This window comes from Ornithinimicrobium humiphilum, assembly GCF_006716885.1.
GTDB classification, from domain to species: Bacteria; Actinomycetota; Actinomycetes; order Actinomycetales; family Dermatophilaceae; genus Ornithinicoccus; species Ornithinicoccus humiphilus.
Map to the genome: position 1 here is coordinate 1,110,576 of NZ_VFPU01000001.1, position 19,618 is coordinate 1,130,193.

Genomic DNA, 19,618 nt, shown 5'->3' on the forward strand with positions numbered 1-19,618 from the left:
CATGCCCACGACCGAGGACCACCAGGCCTTCCGGTGCAGCGACGCCGCCCGCGAGCGGCAGGACCCCATGCTCGGCACCGCCCCGCCGCAGCACCGGTTCCTGCTGGTCGAGCAGGAGAGCGGCTGGGCGTTCGACGGCTTCGCCTCCGCGCCCCTGCCGGTCGAGGTCCGCACCGAGGCGCAGCAGCGGGCCGCGGCCGTCGGTGGCCGGATCATGCTCATCCGCCGGCCCGGGAGGCACCCCGTCGGCTACCGGCGGGCGTGGTGCGTCGTCGACACCGCAGCCCCGACCGGTCACCGGGTCACCTGGGGCACGTGGAGCGCCCCGTCGGAGCTGCTCCACGCAGTGGAACGGCTCGAGGAGCTCGACCGGTGGGACCGCCAGCGGGCTGCGCCGCCCGACGCGACGCCCGGCGACGACGAGACGCTCGTGCTCGTGTGCACCCACGGCAAGAAGGACGTCTGCTGCGCCGTGCGGGGCCGCCCCGTCGCCCTCGACCTCGCCTCCCGCTGGCCGGGGTCGACCTGGGAGTGCTCGCACACCGGCGGTGACCGGTTCGCCGCCAATGTGGTGGTGCTGCCCGACGGCGCGACCTACGGGGGCCTGGGCGTCGAGGAGGCCTGCGAGGTCCTCGCCGAGCACCACGCGGGCCGCCCGCGCACGGCATACCTGCGCGGGGTGGTGGGCCATCCCCGCCCGGTCCAGGCCGCGATCGTGGCGGTGCACGACCAGCTCGGTCCGCTGCCCTGCGGCTCGGTGGAGGCGGTCGGCAGCGAGCCGCTCGAGGCGCCCGACGGGGTCGCCGCCGCGTCCCTCGTCCGGCTGCGCCTGCCCGACGGTCGCGATGCCGAGGTGGAGGTGCGCGAGCACGACCGCCCGCCGGCCCGGCTCACCTGCCAGGCCGTCGCGCCGAAGGTCTCCCGGGTCCCCGTCCCCGGCGTCGTGCGCGTCCTCGACCCCCGCTGACCTCTGGGCCAGGCCGCCCCAGCGCGCCCTCGCCGGAGGGCGGGCCGCGTTGTCTACGATCGCCGGGTGGACACGGGTGGCGGCAGGAGGTCAGGGGGCTGGACGCCCCTCGGCCGGGACCTGGCCATCGACCTGGGCACCGCCACCACCCAGGTGCACGTCCGCGGCCGCGGCATCGTCCTCGACGAGCCGACGCTGGTCGCCGTCGACACCCGCACGGGCCGCCTGGTCGCCGCCGGCACCGCCGCGCAGGAGATGCTCGGGCGCACCCCGGACCGGGTCGTCACGCTGCGCCCGCTGTCCGACGGCGTGATCACCGACCCCGACGTGACCGAGCAGATGCTGCGGCACTTCGTGGCACGCGTCCGCCCCTCGCGGCTGGTGCGGCCCCGGGCCGTGGTCTGCGTGCCGAGCGGTGTCACGGCGGTCGAGCGGCGTGCGCTCGAGGACGCCGCGATCCGGTGCGGCGCGCGCTCGGTGCACGTGCTCGAGGAGGCCATGGCCGCAGCGATCGGTGCGAGGCTGCCGGTGGAGTCCGCCCGGGCCTCGATGGTCGTCGACATGGGTGGCGGCACCACCGACGTCGCAGTGATCTCGCTGGGCGGCATCGTCAACGCGCGCAGCGTCCGGGTCGGCGGCGACGAGGTCGACGAGGCTGTCGTGCGCGGCGTCAAGGAGACCCACGGCCTGCTGCTCGGCGAGCGCTCGGCGGACGACATCAAGCTGCGGGCCGGGTCGGTGTGGCCGCTCGCGCAGGAGCTCACGGTGCGGGTGCGCGGCCGTGACCTCGAGACCGGGCTGCCGAGGACGATCGAGCTGGGCAGCGAGGAGGTGCGCCGGATGATCGAGCCGGTCACCGCCCACGTCGTCGAGGTCGTGCGACTGGTCCTCGACGTCTGCCCTCCCGAGCTCGCGGGCGACCTGCTCGACAGCGGCGTCGTGCTCACCGGGGGAGGGGCGCTCCTGCGCGGCTGGACCGAGCGCCTGCGCCACGAGCTGGGGGTGCCGGTGCGCGTCGCCGACGCGGCCGAGCACGCCGTCATCCGCGGGGCGGGCGCGTGCGTGGACGACTTCGCGGTGCTCCGGCGGATCCTCGTCGGCGCGCCGCGGGTCTAGGGGGCAGGGGTATGCCGTCCCGCCCCCGGGCGCTCCGCGCCACAGCCGCGGTGCTCACGGCGGTGACCGCCGCCGCGCTGGTCGCGGACCTGGCGCGGCCCGGCGTCGCCGACCCCCTCCGCTCCGCCGTCGCGACCGCGACCGTCCCGGTGCAGCGGGCGCTCGCGGGCTGGGACGACGACCGGGTGCGCGAGCTGACCGAGGAGCGCTACGCCCTGGCCGCCGAGGTCATCCGGCTGCGCGAGGAGGTCCGGAGGCACGGGCAGCTCGAGCGCCTCGACCGCGCCACGACGTGGGGCGACCACCTTCTCCTCCCGGCCCGGGTGGTGGCCTTCTCGCCGGCGACCTCCCCGGTCGGCGGGCGCACGGTGACCATCGACGTGGGGGAGCTCGACGGCGTGCAGGAGGACCTCACGGTGGTCTCGGCCGACGGGCTGGTGGGCCGCGTGCTGCGCACGGCACCGCGCAGCGCCGACGTCCTGCTGCTCGGCGACCCGGGCGTCGTCGTGGGCGTCCGCTACGGCGAGGACGACGAGGGTGCCGGCGGGGCGCTGGGGAGCGTGGCGGCGACCGCCCCGCCCGGGCTCCCCGCCCGCGGGCCGGACGAGCTCACCCTCACCGCGCTCGGGGACGTCCCGATCGCGGTCGGCGACACGGTGACGACGCTCGGCAGCCCCGACGACCGGCCCTACGTCGCCCGCGTGCCGCTCGGCACGGTGACGGCCGTCGACCCCGACCGCGGCCAGCTCGGCCGGACGGCCGTCGTCACACCCTTCGTCGAGACCGCGACCCTCGACCTCGTCGCGGTCGTGATGCCCGGGGAGGACCGGCGGTGAGCGGCGCCCTTCAGCTGCTGACCCGGGCGCTGCTGCTCGTCGCCGCGGTCCTGCTCCCCAGCGCGCTGCCGGCCGTCTCGGGCGTGCCCCGCGCCGACCTCGTGCTCGTCGTGGTGGCGGCCGCCGCGCTGGTCCGGGGGCCAACGACCGGGCTGCTCGTCGGGCTCGCCGGCGGCTGGCTGCTCGACCTGGTGCCTCCGGGCGCCGAGCCCCTCGGCGCCGGCGGCCTCGCCTACGCCGCGGCCGGGGCCGCGCTCGGGCTGGTGCGGCGCCATGTCGCCGCCTCTCCGCTGCTGCCCTGGCTCGCCACGGTGGCCACCGCGGCCCTGCTGCTCGGCGTCCGCTGCTTGGCGGCCGCGGCCGGCTTCGGCCGGGCGACGCCCACCGACCTGTGGTGGTCGTGGGTGGCGACCGCCGTCGTCGCCGCCCTCCTGCTGGCCCCGCTCGTGCTGCTGGAGCGACGCGCTGCCGAACCGTTCCGTGGCGGTGAGCCCTCCCGCGCCGGTGCAACGCGGGGGTGGCCGTGAGCCCTGACCGGGTGCCCCCGTCGCGGCGCCGGCCCGTCGTCCGGGTGCCGCGTCCCGTCGTGACCCCGCCCCGCGTGCGGCGCGAGCTGGCCACCCGCCCGGTCTGGGCGGTCATCCTCGCGGTCCTGGTGCTCGGCGGGCTGCTCCTCGGCCGACTCGGCCAGGTGCAGCTCGTGGAGCACGAGGAGGCCGCCGTGGCCGCCGCCGAGGTCAGCACCCGCGAGATCACCACACCCGCCCTGCGGGGCCGGCTGCTGGCCGCCGACGGCACGCCGCTCGCGGCCAACGCCCCGTCCTCGGTGGTCACGGTCGAGCCCGAGGTGCTCCTGGAGTCCGAGGACGAGGGGCGGGCCCTGATCACGTCGGTGGCCGACGCGCTGGAGCTGCCCGTGGAGGAGCTCTGGGGCCGGACCCGCCTCTGCGGCACGGCGGACGCCCCGCCCGTGCCGCTCTGCTTCTCGGGGTCGCCCTACGAGCCGGTGCCGCTCGCCTTCGACGTCGACCCCGTGCGGGCGCTCGCCGTCCTCGAGCACCCGGAAGACTTCGCCGGGATCGGGGTGAGGACCCTGCCCGTGCGCAGCTATCCGGCTCCGGAGGGCGTCAACGCCGCGCACGTCCTGGGCTACCTCGGCCGGCCGACCCAGGAGGAGGTCGACGCCTCCGACGGCTCGCTGGACCCGCAGGACCGGGTCGGGCGGGCCGGCCTCGAGCAGGTCTACGACCAGCAGCTGCGGGGCACCCCCGGCCGCACCACCGTGACCGTGGACCCGCGCGGGATCGTCACCGGGCGGCTGTCGAGCACCGACCCCCGGCCGGGCGCCGACGTGCGCACCCACCTCGACGTCGAGGTGCAGGCCGCGGCCGAGCAGGCGCTGGCGGACGCCGTCGCCCGGGCGCGGAAAGGCGGCGCCCCCGCCACCTCCGGCGCGGCGGTCGTGCTGCGGCCCGACGACGGCGCCGTGGTCGCCGCGGCCAGCTGGCCCACCTACGACCCCGGCATCTGGACGACCGGCGTGAGCCAGGCCGACTACGAGGCGCTGCTCGACCCCGAGCGGGGGCAGCCGCTGCTCGACCGGCTCGTCGCCGAGACCTTCCCGCCGGCCTCGACCTTCAAGGTCGTCTCGCTGCCGGCCGCCCTCCAGACCGGTGTCGACCCGGACGCGCGCTACGCCTGCCCGGGGGCCGTGACGATCGCCGGTCAGCGGTTCACCAACTACGAGTCCGAGGCCTACGGCCTGCTCACCCTGCCGGAGATCCTCGAGGTCTCCTGCGACACCTCCTTCTACCGCTGGGCCTACGACCACTGGCGCTCGCTCGGGGGCGTCGGCACCGACGGGTCGACCGACCAGCACGACCGCTTCCTGGCCGTCGCGCGCGGCTTCGGACTGGGCCGACCCACCGGGATCGACCTGCCCGGGGAGGTGGGCGGCACGCTGCCGTCCCGGCAGTGGCGCCGGGACTACTGGGAGGCCACCCGGGAGGCGACCTGCGCACGGGCGGAGGACGGCTATCCCGAGGTGGAGGACGAGGAGCGGCGCGAGTTCCTCGAGCAGCTGGCCGAGGAGAACTGCGCCGACGGCTGGCAGTGGCGTCCCGGCGACGCCGTCAACTTCTCCATCGGCCAGGGCGACGTCGCGACCACGCCCCTGCAGATGGCGGTCGTCTACGCCGCGATCGCCAACGGCGGCCGGCTCTGGCAGCCCCAGGTCGCCGCGGCCTTCCAGACCCAGGACGGGCAGCTGCTCGAGGAGCTCGAGCCGGTGCCGCTCGGCAGCGTGGCCCTGGAGGCCCGGGCGCTGCAGGTCGTGCGCGAGGGGCTGGAGCGGGTCAACGTGACCGGCACGGGGGCCGCGGCCTTCCGCGGGTGGCCGCACACGGCATACCCTCTCGCGGGGAAGACGGGGTCCGCCGAGGCCTTCGGCAGGGAGGCGACCTCCTGGTACGCCTCCTACGGGCCGGCGGACGATCCCGAGTACGTCGTCGTGGTCGTCCTCGAGGAGGGCGGCCTGGGCGCCGACGCCGCGGCCCCGGCGGCCCGGGCGATCTGGGACGTGCTGCGCGAGCGCGACTAGGAGGGAGAGGGACGTTGAGCGTCACCCACGCCGCCCTGCTGCGGGGCATCAACGTCGGGCGCGGCAACCAGCTGCCGATGGAGGTCCTGCGGCAGGTCGCGACCGACCTGGGCTGGACCGACGTCGCGACCTACATCCGGTCGGGCAACCTCGTCTTCGGCGCGCGCGGCGGGGCGAGGCAGCTGGCGCAGGCGCTCTCCGAGGGGCTGCACGAGCGCACCGGCCTCGATCTCGCGGTCGTCGTGCTCACCCGCACGCAGGTGGTCGCCCTCGACGAGGACTGCCCGTGGCCCGACGTCGAGGACCTGCGGCACGTGCACGCGCTCGTCTTCGCCGACCCGCTGCCCGAGGCCGCTGCCGAGGCGGTGGCGGAGGCCGTCGCGGAGGCACGCGGGAAGGGCTCGCCCGACGAGGCCGTCGTGCGCGGCCGCGTCGTCTACGTCCGCACGCCGGACGGGATGGGGCGCAGCGTGCTCTTCCCGCTGCTCGACCGGCCGGCGATGCGGCGCCGGGCGGGGACGGGGGCGGGCACCGCGCGCAACCTCGCCACGGTGCGCAAGCTGCGCGCGATGGTCGAGGGCTGACGGGGCGCCCGACCGGCTGACGCCACGGCACCTCTCGGTAGGGTTCGACGGGTGAGCCAGACCGCGAGCGCGCCCGACCACGGACGGTCGACCGACCCGATCAGCCCCGAGCTGCGCGCCGACGTGCGCCGGCTCTCGACCCTGCTCGGCCAGTCCCTCGTCCGCCACCACGGCCAGGACCTGCTCGACGCCGTCGAGCGCGTGCGCCTGACGACCAAGGCCAGCAAGGAGGGCGACGAGGGCGCGGCCGAGGAGGTCCGGCGGGTGCTCGCCGAGCTGCCGCTGGAGACCGCCTCGTCGCTGGTGCGGGCCTTCGCCGCCTACTTCCACCTCGCCAACGCCGCCGAGCAGGTGCACCGCGTCCGCACCCTCGGCGCCCGCCCGGAGGACGAGGGCTGGCTGACCTCCGCGGTGCGCGACGTCGTGGCCGCCGGAGGTCCGCAGCTGCTGGCCGACGCCGTGGCCGAGCTCGACGTGCGCCCGGTCTTCACCGCGCACCCGACCGAGGCCTCCCGCCGCAGCGTGCTCACCAAGCTGCGCCACCTCTCCGACGCGCTCGCGGTCCCCACCGAGCCCGAGACCGTCGCCCGCCGCCGCCAGGACCGCGACCTGGCCGAGCTCATCGATCTGGTGTGGCAGACCGACGAGCTGCGCCAGACCCGGCCGACGCCGATCGACGAGGCGCGCAACGCCATGTACTACCTCGACGAGGTGCTGACCCGCACCGTGCCCGAGCTCTTCGGCGACCTCGCCGACCTGCTCGCCGGGCACGGGGTGGACGTCGACGTCACCCGCCCGCCGGTGCGCTTCGGCAGCTGGATCGGCGGCGACCGCGACGGCAACCCGTTCGTCACGCCGGAGGTCACCCGCGAGATCCTGCAGCTGCAGGGACGCCACGCGGTCAACGTCGCGCTCTCGCTGGTGGACGTGCTCATCTCCCAGGTGTCGTCGTCGACGGTGGTGGTGGGCGTCGAGCCGGAGCTGGAGGAGTCGCTGCGCGAGGACCTCGCGCACCTGCCCGGGCTCGACCCGCGCGTGCTCGAGCTCAACGCCCAGGAGCCCTACCGCCTCAAGCTGACCTGCGTGCGGGCCAAGCTGCTCAACACGGCCCGCCGGCTCGAGACCGGCACGCCGCACGAGCCCGGCCGCGACTACGCCGGCGGCGAGGAGATCCTCGCCGACCTGCGGCTGGTCGCCGACTCGCTGCGCCTGCACGGCGGCGAGCTGGTCGCCGACGGGCGGGTGGCCCAGGCCGCCCAGACCATCGCCGGCACCGGCCTGCACCTCGCCACGCTCGACGTCCGCGAGCACTCCGAGAAGCACCACGACGAGCTCGGTCCGCTGCTCGACGCGGTGGGGGCCACCGGCGGGCGGGGGTATGCCGCGCTCGACCGGGCCGCGCGCACCCGCCTCCTCGGCGAGGAGCTCGCCTCGCGGCGCCCGCTGCTCACCCGGGCCGCCCCGCGCGGGCGCACGCTCGCCGTCTTCGACGAGATCCGGGAGGCCGTGACCACCTACGGCCCGGACGCCATCGAGACCTACATCATCTCGATGACCCAGGGACCGGACGACGTCCTCGCCGCCGCCGTCCTGGCCCGCGAAGCCGGCCTCGTCGACCTGCACGGGGGACCGGGCGGGGAGGGCGCCTTCGCCCGCGTCGGCTTCGCGCCGCTGCTGGAGACCATCGACGAGCTGCGCGGCGCGGCCGAGCTCGTCGACGCCCTGCTGTCGACGCCGTCCTACCGCGAGCTGGTGCGCCTGCGGGGCGACGTGCAGGAGGTCATGCTCGGCTACTCCGACTCCAACAAGCAGGCCGGCGTGCTCACCTCGCAGTGGGCGATCCACCAGGCCCAGCGGGCGCTGCGCGACGTGGCGGCCCGGCACGGGGTGCGGCTGCGGCTCTTCCACGGTCGCGGCGGCTCTGTCGGCCGCGGCGGCGGTCCCACCTACGACGCGATCCTCGCGCAGCCGAACGGCGTGCTCGAGGGCGAGATCAAGTTCACCGAGCAGGGCGAGGTCATCTCCGACAAGTACTCCCTGCCGGCACTGGCCAAGGAAAACCTCGAACTGGCGATCGCCGCCGTGCTTCGCGCCTCGGCCCTGCACCGCGACCCCCGCACGACGGCGGCCGAGCGGGAGCGCTACGGCGCCGTCATGGACCTGGCGAGCAACGCGGCGTACACGGCATACCGACGGCTCATCGACGACCCCGACCTGCCCGCCTACTTCGTCGCGGCGACCCCGGTCGACCAGCTGGGCCGGCTCAACATCGGCTCCCGCCCGAGCAAGCGCCCCGACACCGGTCAGGGGCTGGACGGCCTGCGGGCGATCCCGTGGGTGTTCGGGTGGACGCAGACCCGCCAGATCATCCCCGGCTGGTATGGCGTGGGCTCGGGTCTGCGGGCGGCGCGCGAGGCGGGGCACGGCGAGACTCTGCGCGAGATGCTCCTGCGCTGGCACTTCTTCGCGGCGGTGCTGTCCAACGTCGAGATGACGCTGGCCAAGACCGACCTCGACATCGCGGCGCACTACGTGCAGACCCTGGTGCCGGAGGAGCTGCGGCACGTCTTCGACGACATCCGGGCCGAGTTCGAGCTGACGGTCGCCGAGATCCGCGAGCTGACCGGCGAGACCGACCTGCTCGACGACGAGCCGGTGCTCAAGCGCACGCTGGCCGTCCGGGACAACTACCTCGACCCGATCTCCTACCTCCAGGTCGAGCTGCTGCGCCGGCTGCGCGAGGACGCCGACGTCGACGAGGAGACGGCCGCCCTGATGGAGCGGGCGCTGCTGGCCACCGTCAACGGCATCGCGGCGGGTCTGCGCAACACCGGCTGACCCGTCTGCCTGGTCGCCCCTGCCGGGCAGGCAGACACGCGCGGGCGTCGTCCCACCCGGCGACCACCCAGGTCCGGTTGGCAAGATCGAGGGATGAGGAGCTCCCGGACCCTGCCCGCAGCCCTGATCCTGTCGATGGCCGCCGTGCTCACGGCGTGCACCGGAGGCGGTGACGACGCGCCGGAGACGGCGACCGAGACCTCGGCCGCGCCGACGGACGAGCAGCAGACGTCGGCACCTCCGACCGAGGACGAGACGGAGACCGAGGAGCCGTCCGAGGAGGCCACCGAGACCGTCGGAGACGCCACCGGCGCACCGACCGAGGAGGCGACCGAGGCCGACGACGACCCGGACGACGACGGCGTGGACGACGATGGTGACGGCGTCGTCGGGGGCGGCCCGGCCGCCGACCTCACGCCGTCGGCGCTCGCCGCGGTCGAGACCGCCCTGGGCGAGGTCGAGGGCAACGCCTACTACGTCGACGACCGCGAGGACGGCTTCTGGGAGGTCGACGTCGCGACGACCGACGGCGCGATGCGGGTCACCGTGGGGCCCGACGGCACCACCGTCGACGGCACGCCGTCGCAGACCCCCGACGCCCTGCCCGACCCCGGGCGCCAGGCGCTCGCGGAGGCGCAGCTCACCCTCGCCGAGGCGGTCGTCGAGGCGGTGCGCGCCGCCCGCGGCCAGCTCGAGTCGGCCGCGCTGGTCGAGCGGGACGGCGGCTGGACCTGGCAGGTCGTGGTCGACACCCCCGACCAGGAGGACGTCGAGCTGCTCGTCGACCCGGTGACGGGCGAGGTCACGGGCGAGGGCTGAGCCGCAGGCGGCGTCGGTCCGGCTCGCGCGCCCCTGAGACCATGGGCGCATGCCCGAAGGACATACCCTCCACCGCCTCGCCGGTGCCCTGGACGACGCGTTCGCCGGCGGCGTGCCGGAGGTCAGCAGCCCGCAGGGGCGCTTCGCCGACGGCGCCGCGCTGCTCGACGGGAGCCGCCTCGAGCGGGCCTGGGCGCACGGCAAGCTGCTCTTCGTCGACTTCGCCGGCGAGCGCACCCTGCACGTCCACCTCGGGCTGATCGGCAAGTGGTTCGTGCTGCCGGTCGACCCGCCGGGCAGCGAGCCGCCGGCGGTGGGGGAGGTCCGGCTGCGCCTCCTGGACGAGGAGCACGTGGCCGACCTCCGCGGACCGATGGCCTGCGTCGTCGTCGACCAGGAGGAGGTCGCCCGGCTGGTGTCGCGGCAGGGACCCGACCCGTTGCAGCCCGACCAGGACCCGGACGCGGCATACCGCAAGATCTCGCGGTCGGGGAAGACCATCGCCGAGCTTCTCATGGACCAGTCGGTGGTGGCGGGCGTCGGCAACATCTACCGGTGCGAGGTGCTGTGGCGGCACCGGCTGCACCCGCTCCGCCCGGGGAGGTCGCTCAAGCGCTCGTCGTGGCAGCTGGTCTGGGACGACCTGGTGCACCTCATGCCCTGGGGCGTGCGGACCGGGTCGATCATCACCCTCGACGACGTGCTCGAGGACGTGCGCGAGCGGATCACCGCCGGCGAGACCGTGGTGGTACCCCGCGAGTTCGCGGTCTACAAGCGCAACGGGGAGCCGTGCCTGCGCTGCGGCGCGACGGTGCGGCACAAGGTCGTCGCCGGCCGCAACCTCTTCTGGTGCGGCAACTGCCAGCGGCGGACCTGACGGGCGCCGGTCGGCGGGCGCCGGTCAGCGCCCGGCGACCTCCGCGGTCCAGCGGAAGCGGGTGGGACGGCCGTCGTCCCCGGCGCTCTCGGCGTCGCCCAGCGAGAAGGTCACGACCTGCCTCGGCGACGGGAAGTCGGCGGGCAGGGCGGCGTTGTACTCCTGGTGCGCCTCGAGCGAGCGGACCGCCGCCTCGAAGTGCTCCTCGGTCAGCTCCAGCTCGTGGGTCGCGCCGGCGCCCACCCAGCAGATCAGGCGCACGCCGCCCCACGGCTCGAAGCCCTCGCCGACGAGCTCGGGGAAGATCCACCGGTTGCCGGCCGCGGCCACCGCGTCGACGACCTCCAGCCCCACGACCCGGTGGTCGGCCTGGTTGAGGTGCCCGCCGTCGAAGCGCATCGCGTAGGTGGTGGTGACGACCACCTCGGGCCGGCGCCGACGGATCTCGCGGGCCAGGGCCCGCCGCAGGGCCAGGCTGCTCTGGACCACCCCGTCGGGGAAGCCGTCCAGGAAGTCGACCTCGGTGACCCCGACCTCGCGGGCGCCGTCGCGCTCCTCCTGCTCCCGCACCCGCGCGGCCTGCTCCGGCTCCATCGTGTCGATGCCGGCCTCGCCCCGGGTCACGAGCAGGTAGGTCACCTCCTTGCCCTCGGAGGTCCAGCGGGCGACCGCGCCGGCCGTGCCGTACTCGAGGTCGTCCGGGTGCGCAGCGATGCACAGCGCCCGCTGCCAGTCGGAGGGGAACGGTGAGAGCGTCATACCGGACACCCTGCCACCGATCGCGCCTGGGCGCTCTGGTCGATTGGGCCGGGGGCCGCCCCCGCTGTTACCCTGACAGACGCCGTCAGAACGGCCGCGGATCGAGAGTGCCCTGGTGGACATGCCCAGGATGCGCCGCGCAACGAGAGTGAAGGAGTCGCCCTATGGCGATGGACACTGCCGCCAAGCAGGAAATCATCAAGGAGTACGCCACGGCCGAGGGCGACACCGGTTCCCCCGAGGTCCAGGTCGCGCTGCTGACCGCTCGGATCAAGGAGCTGACCGAGCACGCCCGTGAGCACAAGCACGACCACCACAGCCGTCGTGGCCTGCTGCTGCTCGTCGGCAAGCGCAAGCGCCTGCTCCGTTACCTGGAGCAGACCGACATCGAGCGCTACCGCTCGCTGATCAAGCGCCTCGGCCTGCGCCGCTGAGTTTCGCAGGGGAGCGGTTCCCGTCCGTCGGGGGCCGCTCTTCCTGCGTTTGGCGGGTCGTCCGACCCGCCCGGGGCCGCGGAGACGCGCCCCCTGCATGTAGGACACAGCCGGGCACAACGACGATGCCCCGAGCTGTCGGAAGAGACACGTAAAGGAGGGCCCACATGGAGGGTCCAGAGATCACCTTCGCCGAAGCCACGATCGACAACGGCAGCTTCGGCACCCGCACCGTCCGGTTCGAGACCGGACGCCTGGCCAAGCAGGCCGGCGGCTCCGTCACCGCCTACCTCGACGACGAGACGATGCTGCTGTCGACCACGACGGCCAGCAAGCACCCCAAGGACCACTTCGACTTCTTCCCGCTGACGGTGGACGTCGAGGAGCGCATGTATGCCGCGGGCAAGATCCCCGGCAGCTTCTTCCGTCGTGAGGGTCGCCCCTCCACGGACGCGATCCTGACCTGCCGCCTGATCGACCGCCCGCTGCGCCCGACCTTCGCCAAGGGTCTGCGCAACGAGGTCCAGGTCGTCATCACGGTCCTGTCGCTCAACCCCGACCACCAGTACGACGTGCTGGCGATCAACGCTGCCTCCGCCTCGACGCAGATCTCCGGTCTGCCGTTCAGCGGCCCGATCGGTGCGACCCGCGTGTCGCTCATCGACGGCCAGTGGGTGGCCTTCCCGAACTTCTCGGACAGCGAGCGCTCCACCTTCGACATGGTCGTCGCCGGTCGCGTCGTCGGTGACGACGTCGCGATCATGATGGTCGAGGCGGAGTCCACCGAGGCCACCTGGAACCTCGTCAAGAACGAGGGCAAGCAGGCCCCGACCGAGGACATCGTGGCCCAGGGCCTCGAGGAGTCCAAGAAGTTCATCAAGGTCCTCTGCGAGGCGCAGGCGCGCCTGGCCACCGAGGCCGCCAAGGAGGTGCAGGAGTTCCCGCGCTTCCTCGACTACGAGGACGACGCCTACGCCGCCGTCGAGGAGGCCACCTCCGCCGACCTCGCCGAGGCCCTGCAGATCGCCGGCAAGCAGGAGCGCGAGAGCCGCATCGACGAGATCAAGGTCGCGATGAAGGCCAAGCTCCTGGGCCTGGCCTGGGACGCCGCCGGCGACAGCGACGTGTCCGCGGACGCGCCCTTCGCCGGTCGCGACAAGGAGCTCGACGCCGCCTTCCGCTCGGTGCAGAAGAAGCTCATCCGCGAGCGCATCCTGCGCGACGGCGTGCGTATCGACGGCCGTGGCCTCAAGGACATCCGCGCGCTGAGCGCCGAGGTCGAGGTCATCCCGCGCGCGCACGGCTCGGCCATCTTCGAGCGCGGCGAGACCCAGATCCTGGGCATCACCACGCTGAACATGCTGCGCATGGAGCAGCAGCTGGACACCCTCTCCCCGGTGACCCGCAAGCGCTACATGCACAACTACAACTTCCCGCCCTACAGCACCGGTGAGACCGGTCGCGTGGGCTCCCCGAAGCGTCGCGAGATCGGCCACGGTGCGCTCGCCGAGCGTGCGCTCATGCCGGTCCTGCCGTCGCGCGAGGAGTTCCCCTACGCGATCCGCCAGGTGTCCGAGGCCCTCGGCTCCAACGGGTCGACCTCGATGGGCTCCGTCTGCGCCTCGACCATGTCGCTGCTCAACGCCGGTGTGCCGCTGCGCGCCCCGGTCGCGGGCATCGCGATGGGCCTGGTCTCCGCTGAGGTCGACGGCGAGATGCGCTACGCCGCGCTCACCGACATCCTCGGCGCCGAGGACGCCTTCGGCGACATGGACTTCAAGGTCGCCGGCACCCGTGAGTTCGTCACGGCGATCCAGCTGGACACCAAGCTGGACGGTATCCCGGCCGAGGTCCTCGCCGGTGCGCTGGGCCAGGCCCACGAGGCCCGCCAGCACATCCTGGACGTCATGACCGAGGCCATCGACGCCCCCGACGAGATGAGCCCCTACGCTCCGCGCGTCATCACGGTGAAGGTCCCGGTCGACAAGATCGGCGAGGTCATCGGCCCGAAGGGCAAGATGATCAACCAGATCCAAGAGGACACCGGCGCCGACATCTCGATCGAGGACGACGGCACCGTCTACATTGGCGCGACCGACGGCCCCTCGGCCGAGGCCGCCCGGGCCGCGGTCAACGCGATCGCGAACCCGCAGATGCCGGAGATCGGCGAGCGCTTCCTGGGCACCGTGGTCAAGACCACGACCTTCGGCGCGTTCATCTCGCTGCTCCCGGGCAAGGACGGTCTGCTGCACATCTCCGAGATCCGCAAGCTCGTCGGCGGCAAGCGCATCGACGCTGTCGAGGACGTGCTCTCGGTGGGCCAGAAGGTCCAGGTGGAGCTCAAGGAGATCGACCCGCGCGGCAAGCTCTCGCTGGCCGCCGTCGTCGAGGGTGGCTCCGACGAGGCTGCGTCCGAGGCCCCGGCCGAGGATCCCGCTGCCGACGTCGACGCCGAGCTCCCCGGTGTGGACGCCGCCGCTCCGGTCGCCGACGACTCGTCCGAGGACGAGAACGGCGAGGACGGCGACCGTCCCCGTCGCCAGCGCCGCCGTCGTGGTGGCCGCGGTCGCGGCGCCAACGGCGAGGCCGGCGAGGGTGGCTCGGAGGAGTCCGCTGACGCCTGATCGTCACTCCTGACGCCGCAAGGGCGGGCCCGGTTCTCCGGGCCCGCCCTTGTGCGTCGTCGGCGAAGCTCGTCGCGCTAGGGCGAGACTCTGCCGTGGGGTCAGGCGATCTTGCCGGGCGCCACGGACTGCGGCGTCGTCCGGGCGGGGGAGCCGACCTGCCAGCGCATCTCCATGCGCACGCGGCCGTCGGCGCCCTGCACGGGGACCCACGTCAGCGGCGCCGGACGCCGCGTGCTGCGGATCTCGCGGATCATCTCGGTCATGACGTGCACCTCCCTGGAAAGCGTCGAACCGCGCCGTCGGCCTCGATCGGCGCGGTCGTTCATCTGGTGTTCACCTACCGTACACGAGCGCGACGACAAAGGCCATTGTGCTCGTGGGTGAGTGCGCCAAGAATGCGCTGGTCACGGGTCTGGCGTTCGGTTGGGTGAACGCGATGTGAACATGGGTTGCCGTCGGTTCGCCGTTGTCCACAGCCTGGGCACGGTGCCGCACGCGGTCGGCTGTAGAACATATGATCGAGGTATGCAGCAACCGCTGGGGACGGTGCGGCCGCCGAGGGGGACGGAGTCGGCGGCCGGTCAGTCCTGGCTGCTGGCCGAGCTTCCCGCGGACGTGAGCCGGCCGGAGCTGGTGCAGGACGACCTGGTGGTCGAGTCGTTGGGGTGGATCTCCCGGGCGGTGTCCGACCTGGAGCGGTCGCGGTTGGTGATGGCCACGGAGGCGGTGGACCGGGGGTTGCACCTTGCCGGGGGGTTCTCGGTGGTGGACTGGCTGGCGCTGCGGTGTCCGGACCTGGAGCGGCGGGCGTTGATGGACCTGGCGCGGTTGGCGCAGGCGGGTCGTGAGCCGGTGCACGCGCCGTTGATCGAACGCGTCAAGTCCGGTGACATGAGCTTGGCGCGGGCGGCGAGGCTGCACCGGGCGTTGCAGCGGGTCCGGCCGGGCCTGCCACCGGAGGAGTACGCCGCCGCCGTGGAGCTGCTGGCCAAGGCCGGGTCCGACCCGGTGTTCGACGACAAGGACATCGGCAGGATCGTGGACCGGCTCGTCGCGCAGTGCGTGGACGAGCGGGACCACGAGGCGAAGGCCCGCAAGAAGCACGCGATGCGGGGCATCTACGAGTCGAGCCTGGCGGACGGGTCGGTGAAGCGGTGGATCATCACCTTCGGTGACGACGCCGACTACGAAGCTGCGAAGGCGATCATCGACTCCCCGCTGGCGGCGCCGGCGTCGCAGGAGGAGCAGGACGCCACCGGTGAGTTCGACCTGCGGACCGCGACCCAGCGCAGGTACGACGCGTTCCTGACCGTGATGCGCCGTGGTGTCGCCGGGACCGAGGGGCAGCCGACCACGCCGAAGGCGATGCTGATGGTGACGTTGGACTTCGAGACGCTCAAGCGTCAGCTGTCCGAGACCGGTGGCCACCTGCCCGGTGTCGGCGCCACCCTCCAGGGCACCCCGCTGCGGGCCGAGGCGATCCGCAAGCTGGCCTGTGAGGCCGACATCATCCCCGTCGTCCTCGGCGGACCAAGCGAGATCCTCGACCAGGGCCGCCGCAAGCGTCTCGTCACCCCAGCCCAACGGGTCCGGCTCGCGGCGCGTGACCGGGGGTGCACCATCCCGGGGTGCACCGTGCCCGCGACCTGGTGCGACGCCCACCACGTCATCCCCTGGGCGATGGGTGGCCGATCAGACCTGTCGAACTACGCCCTGCTGTGCCCGAGGCACCACACCTTCGTGCACGACCGCAACCTGACGGCGACCGTGACCGACCTCGGTGTTCGGTGGCACCTGAGATGACCCCGCCCCGAGCCCGGCCCGAGGCGGCCGGGCGATCAGGCATGTCCGGCATGCACCAGGGAGCCTCGCGGCCCGCCGCCGGCCTGGCCGGAGCCCGGCGGTGGTGCGGCGCCCCGACGCCTGGCCGGGGCCCAGCGGTGGTGTGGCGCCCCGACGCCCGGCGTGAGCGGTTTCCGGCCGCGGCCGAGGAGCATCAACGCCGGGTGCGAGCGCTACCCACTGCGGGGACCAACCTGGTCGCGTAGCTCACCAGCTGCTCGAGCGGCCCCTTGACCGGCACCGCGGCGAACATCGCCCCGACCACCAGGGCGAAGAGCGAGTGGATCACGAAGGGCATGGTGCCGTGCACCCCGAGCGCGGTGGCGAGGACGAGCACGTGCGTGGAGTAGAGCGTGAGCGTCATGGACCCGGCGCCCGCGATCACCCGCCACGGCACCGACGGCGTCGACCCCACGAGCCAGAGCGCCAGGCCGAGCACGAGCAGCGCCGTGCCGGTCGTGTGCACCAGGTCCACGACGCTGCCGCTGTGGGGTGCCCAGACGCCCAGCCACCATGCCGTCCCGGTCGGGTGGATGCCGAAGAATCCCGACTGCATCTGCACCACGAGCTCGTCCCAGCCGTCCACAGGGCGGCGTGGGTGCTGGAGCAGGACGGCGCGCACCGACGCCGACGAGGTGACCAGGTTCGAGACCACCAGCGCCAGCAACGCCAGCAGGGCGCCGACCACCACGAGCCCGGGGCCCACCAGCCGACGCCGCAGGTCGAGCCGCCCCACCGCCATACCTGCGAAGAGGTAGGTCGCCCAGGTCAGCACGGGGTAGTAGCCGGTGAGGAGCAGCTCGGTGACGAGCGTCCCGGGCTCGGCGAGCGAGAGGAGGTTGGGCACGATCTTGGGCGGAGCCACGATCTCGCGCCGAAGCAGCAGACTGACCACCGGGGACACCAGCGCCCACCCGGCGGCGAGCACGGCGAGCGAACTCGCACGCCAGGTCAGCACGGGGAGGGCGCAGAGGAAGAGCACGCCGTAGCAGGTGAGGATCACCGCCACACCCGAGTCGAAGGACCCGAGCACCAGCCCCAGCACCGCGATGACGCCGGCCCGGACCGCGAGCCGGGCCCGTGCGGTGCGCGGATCGGTCGAGGCGTCCCTGGTCACCAGCGCGATGCCCACGCCGGCGAGCACCGCGAAGAGGGCCGACGAGCGACCGGCCACCACCTGGAAGAGCGGCTCGACCGTCTCCCCGTCGGGCGAGGCCGGCACCAGGTGCGCCGCGAACATGCCGAGCAGCGCGAGCATGCGGGCCAGATCGACACCCACCACCCGGTCGCGAGCGCGGGGGAGGGCGGCGGCGGACGGCATGGTCAGCAGTCTGCCGGACGCGCGCTGCTCGGCCGACGAACGCCCGGGTGCGCGCTGCTCAGCCGACGAGCGCCCGGACCAGTGCGGCGGCCACGGCGGCAGAGGCGACGACCACGAGGAACGGCGCCCGCAGCAGCAGCGCCACGACCGCCACCACGATCCCGACCGCACGCGCGTCGAGCGTGGGGATCCCGTCGGAGAGGAACCCCTGCGTGATCACCAGCGACGACAGCAGCGCCACGGTGAGCAGCGGCACGACCCGCTCGATCCACGGCACCTCGAGCACGCGCTCGGGCACGAGGTAGCCGCCGAGCTTGATGAGGTAGGCGAGGAGCCCCGCGGCCAGAACCGCGATCCACAGCGTCATGCCGTCGGCCCTCCGTCGCGGGCTGCCCGGTCGTCGTCACCGTGGTGCGCCGTGGAGTGGTGGTCCGCGTCGCCCGTGTGGTCGTGGGTATGCCGTGCCGCGTCCCGGAGGACGGGCCGCGTGGCGGACGCGTCGTCGGTGCCGTCGCCGGTGTCGCGACCGAGGTCGCGCAGCCCGATGAGGACGGCTGCGGAGGCGCCGATCAGCACCTCGACGCCGGTGGGGACGAAGGGCGCGGACACGAGCGTGAGGACCATGGCCAGTGCTGCCGTGGCGATCGGCCCGGTGCGGCCCTTCGCGCCGCGGGCGAACAGCCGGGGCCAGACGAGGGCGACGAAGGCCGCGGCGGCGGCCGCGTCCAGGCCGTAGTCACGCGGGTCGCCCATCGCCTCGCCCGCCAGCGCGCCGACGACCGTGGTCGACTGCCAGACCACGAAGAGCCCGATCCCCGTGGTCCAGAAGCCGATCCGGGAGTCGCGCTGGGTCGGCTGGGCCAGCGCGACAGCGGTGGACTCGTCGATGGTCAGGTGCGCGTTGATCGGCAGCAGCCGCGGCCCGGGGCGCAGGCGCCGCGACAGCTCCAGGCCGTAGAACCCGTTGCGCAGGCCGAGCAGCGTGGAGGTCGCCACGGCCGCCAGCGGACCGCCACCCGCGCCGATGACGCCGTAGAGCGCGAACTGCGAGCCACCGCTGAAGATGAAGAGCGAGGTGACGATCGTCTGCCAGACCGACAGCCCGGCGGCCACGCCCAGCGCCCCGGCGCTGACGCCGTAGAGGCCGACCAGGCCGACCGCCATACCCTCGCGTGCCGCGGGGGTGCGCCACCAGACCGGGGCCTGCGCAGCCCCGGCCTCCATGCCCGCAGCCGGGCTCACGGCTGGGTCACCAGGCGCACCTCCCGGGCGGTGCGACCGTCGTCGGAGACGACGCGGTCCCGCCAGGCGCCGTCGGGCGCGAAGCCCGCCGCCTGCAGGAAGGCGCGCGTGCCCTCCGCATCGGCGAGCACCCACGTCGCCACACCGGTGAGCTCGTCGAAGGCCGCGCGCAGCGTGTCGATGCCGGCGTTGAGCAGGCGCGAGCCGTGCCCGGCCGCGCGGGCCTCGGGGTGCACACCGCCCTCGTAGATCATGCCGGTGGTGCCGTGGTCCAGCCCGGGCTCGTCGCCGGCCGGACCGATGGCCAGGTAGCCCACGACCTGCGGGCCGGCGGTGGCCACGAGGAGGCGGTGCCGGCGTGTGGGCGGGTGCTCCAGCGACTCCTTCCAGCCGGCGGCGAAGCGCGGGCCGGTCAGGGCGTCGAGGATCTCGGGATCGAGCAGCCGGGCGTACTCGTGCCGCCAGACGAACGCCTGCACCAGGCCGACCGCCGGGGCGTCGTTCGGCCGCGCCGTGCGCACCGCCGCGTCTGCCAGCGGGCCGGGGGCGCCGGCGCCGTGCTCGAGGCCGTGCGCGTGCCCGTGCGCGTGGCCGTGGTCGGGCCCGTCGGAGGCGTGCGGCTGGGACGAGGGATGTTCGGGGGAGGCCATGGTCCGGCCATTTTCCCACGCTCCACCTGCCGCTACGGCAGCCGACCCGGACCGACCTGCAGGTTTATGACACGCAGAACGGCGTTCGACGGTTCGGTTGTCACATT

18 protein-coding genes are annotated in these 19,618 nt (G+C 74.0%); 12 read left to right on the forward strand and 6 right to left on the reverse strand.

Annotated elements, in window-relative coordinates; all coding sequences use genetic code 11:
• Window position 1: 1 nt before the first annotated feature.
• The 9 genes from FB476_RS05170 (at window position 2) to FB476_RS05210 (ending at window position 10,636) form a co-directional block, all read left to right on the forward strand.
• Window positions 2-967, forward strand: coding sequence for a sucrase ferredoxin (locus FB476_RS05170; protein WP_141817830.1), 966 nt, complete (start codon window positions 2-4; stop codon window positions 965-967).
• Window positions 968-1,033: 66 nt separating this feature from the next.
• A complete protein-coding gene (mreB, locus tag FB476_RS05175; protein WP_141817831.1) occupies window positions 1,034-2,083 on the forward strand; it encodes a rod shape-determining protein in 1,050 nt (349 codons plus the stop codon).
• Window positions 2,084-2,094: 11 nt separating this feature from the next.
• Complete coding sequence (gene mreC, locus FB476_RS05180) at window positions 2,095-2,919, forward strand: rod shape-determining protein MreC (protein WP_141817832.1); 825 nt, start codon at window positions 2,095-2,097, stop codon at window positions 2,917-2,919.
• Entirely contained in the window at window positions 2,916-3,446 is a 531-nt protein-coding gene (gene mreD / locus FB476_RS05185; protein ID WP_141817833.1) for a rod shape-determining protein MreD, read from the forward strand. The genes mreC and mreD overlap by 4 nt, the downstream gene beginning before the upstream one ends.
• 59 nt (window positions 3,447-3,505) lie before the next feature.
• A complete protein-coding gene (mrdA, locus tag FB476_RS05190) occupies window positions 3,506-5,518 on the forward strand; it encodes a penicillin-binding protein 2 (RefSeq protein WP_238329560.1) in 2,013 nt (670 codons plus the stop codon).
• A gap of 14 nt (window positions 5,519-5,532) precedes the next feature.
• Window positions 5,533-6,102 (forward strand): DUF1697 domain-containing protein, encoded by a 570-nt coding sequence (locus FB476_RS05195; protein ID WP_170233528.1) that lies wholly within the window; start codon window positions 5,533-5,535, stop codon window positions 6,100-6,102.
• A gap of 51 nt (window positions 6,103-6,153) precedes the next feature.
• Window positions 6,154-8,940 carry a phosphoenolpyruvate carboxylase gene (ppc, locus tag FB476_RS05200; protein ID WP_141817836.1) on the forward strand — a complete coding sequence of 929 codons (2,787 nt, stop codon included), beginning with the start codon at window positions 6,154-6,156 and terminating at the stop codon, window positions 8,938-8,940.
• 93 nt (window positions 8,941-9,033) lie between these two features.
• A complete protein-coding gene (locus FB476_RS05205) occupies window positions 9,034-9,759 on the forward strand; it encodes a PepSY domain-containing protein (RefSeq protein WP_141817837.1) in 726 nt (241 codons plus the stop codon).
• Window positions 9,760-9,808: 49 nt separating this feature from the next.
• Complete coding sequence (locus FB476_RS05210; protein WP_141817838.1) at window positions 9,809-10,636, forward strand: Fpg/Nei family DNA glycosylase; 828 nt, start codon at window positions 9,809-9,811, stop codon at window positions 10,634-10,636.
• Between the two features lie 24 nt (window positions 10,637-10,660).
• On the opposite strand, the gene FB476_RS05215 is transcribed toward FB476_RS05210, so the two are convergent.
• On the reverse strand, window positions 10,661-11,395 hold the full coding sequence (locus FB476_RS05215; RefSeq protein WP_141817839.1) for a PIG-L deacetylase family protein: 735 nt from the start codon (window positions 11,393-11,395) through the stop codon (window positions 10,661-10,663).
• Window positions 11,396-11,559: 164 nt separating this feature from the next.
• Here FB476_RS05215 and rpsO point away from each other — a divergent pair, with 164 nt between their 5' ends.
• Both rpsO and FB476_RS05225 read left to right on the forward strand, forming a co-directional pair.
• Window positions 11,560-11,829, forward strand: coding sequence for a 30S ribosomal protein S15 (gene rpsO, locus FB476_RS05220; protein WP_141817840.1), 270 nt, complete (start codon window positions 11,560-11,562; stop codon window positions 11,827-11,829).
• A 167-nt stretch (window positions 11,830-11,996) separates the two neighbouring features.
• Window positions 11,997-14,453 carry a polyribonucleotide nucleotidyltransferase gene (locus FB476_RS05225; protein ID WP_141817841.1) on the forward strand — a complete coding sequence of 819 codons (2,457 nt, stop codon included), beginning with the start codon at window positions 11,997-11,999 and terminating at the stop codon, window positions 14,451-14,453.
• Window positions 14,454-14,554: 101 nt separating this feature from the next.
• Here the strand turns inward: FB476_RS05225 and FB476_RS16375 are convergent, their stop codons facing one another.
• Complete coding sequence (locus FB476_RS16375) at window positions 14,555-14,719, reverse strand: hypothetical protein (protein ID WP_170233529.1); 165 nt, start codon at window positions 14,717-14,719, stop codon at window positions 14,555-14,557.
• Window positions 14,720-14,981: 262 nt separating this feature from the next.
• On the opposite strand from FB476_RS16375, the gene FB476_RS05230 reads away from it, so the two are divergent.
• A complete protein-coding gene (locus FB476_RS05230; RefSeq protein ID WP_238329561.1) occupies window positions 14,982-16,259 on the forward strand; it encodes an HNH endonuclease signature motif containing protein in 1,278 nt (425 codons plus the stop codon).
• A 193-nt stretch (window positions 16,260-16,452) separates the two neighbouring features.
• Here FB476_RS05230 and FB476_RS05235 read toward each other — a convergent pair whose 3' ends face one another.
• From FB476_RS05235 to FB476_RS05250, 4 genes are read right to left on the reverse strand one after another with little or no spacing between them, the layout of a single operon-like run.
• A complete protein-coding gene (locus FB476_RS05235) occupies window positions 16,453-17,619 on the reverse strand; it encodes a heparan-alpha-glucosaminide N-acetyltransferase domain-containing protein (RefSeq protein WP_141817843.1) in 1,167 nt (388 codons plus the stop codon).
• Between the two features lie 58 nt (window positions 17,620-17,677).
• Window positions 17,678-17,986: an AzlD domain-containing protein gene (locus FB476_RS05240; protein WP_141817844.1), complete on the reverse strand. Its 309-nt coding sequence runs from the start codon at window positions 17,984-17,986 to the stop codon at window positions 17,678-17,680.
• Complete coding sequence (locus tag FB476_RS05245; RefSeq protein WP_238329562.1) at window positions 17,983-18,861, reverse strand: AzlC family ABC transporter permease; 879 nt, start codon at window positions 18,859-18,861, stop codon at window positions 17,983-17,985. Before FB476_RS05245 ends, FB476_RS05240 begins: the two co-directional genes overlap by 4 nt.
• Window positions 18,858-19,511, reverse strand: a complete 654-nt coding sequence (locus tag FB476_RS05250; protein WP_141817845.1) for a GNAT family N-acetyltransferase — start codon at window positions 19,509-19,511, stop codon at window positions 18,858-18,860. The genes FB476_RS05245 and FB476_RS05250 overlap by 4 nt, the downstream gene beginning before the upstream one ends.
• Between the last annotated feature and the right edge of the window lie 107 nt (window positions 19,512-19,618).

Coding starts and splice junctions, on each gene's coding strand:
- FB476_RS05170 (WP_141817830.1), top strand. CDS start 2: ATGCCCACGACCGAGGACCACCAGGCCTTCCGGTGCAGCGACGCCGCC.
- mreC (WP_141817832.1), top strand. CDS start 2,095: ATGCCGTCCCGCCCCCGGGCGCTCCGCGCCACAGCCGCGGTGCTCACG.
- FB476_RS05205 (WP_141817837.1), top strand. CDS start 9,034: ATGAGGAGCTCCCGGACCCTGCCCGCAGCCCTGATCCTGTCGATGGCC.
- FB476_RS05210 (WP_141817838.1), top strand. CDS start 9,809: ATGCCCGAAGGACATACCCTCCACCGCCTCGCCGGTGCCCTGGACGAC.
- FB476_RS05215 (WP_141817839.1), bottom strand. CDS start 11,395: ATGACGCTCTCACCGTTCCCCTCCGACTGGCAGCGGGCGCTGTGCATC.
- rpsO (WP_141817840.1), top strand. CDS start 11,560: ATGGCGATGGACACTGCCGCCAAGCAGGAAATCATCAAGGAGTACGCC.
- FB476_RS05225 (WP_141817841.1), top strand. CDS start 11,997: ATGGAGGGTCCAGAGATCACCTTCGCCGAAGCCACGATCGACAACGGC.
- FB476_RS16375 (WP_170233529.1), bottom strand. CDS start 14,719: ATGACCGAGATGATCCGCGAGATCCGCAGCACGCGGCGTCCGGCGCCG.
- FB476_RS05230 (WP_238329561.1), top strand. CDS start 14,982: ATGCAGCAACCGCTGGGGACGGTGCGGCCGCCGAGGGGGACGGAGTCG.
- FB476_RS05235 (WP_141817843.1), bottom strand. CDS start 17,619: ATGCCGTCCGCCGCCGCCCTCCCCCGCGCTCGCGACCGGGTGGTGGGT.
- FB476_RS05240 (WP_141817844.1), bottom strand. CDS start 17,986: ATGACGCTGTGGATCGCGGTTCTGGCCGCGGGGCTCCTCGCCTACCTC.
- FB476_RS05250 (WP_141817845.1), bottom strand. CDS start 19,511: ATGGCCTCCCCCGAACATCCCTCGTCCCAGCCGCACGCCTCCGACGGG.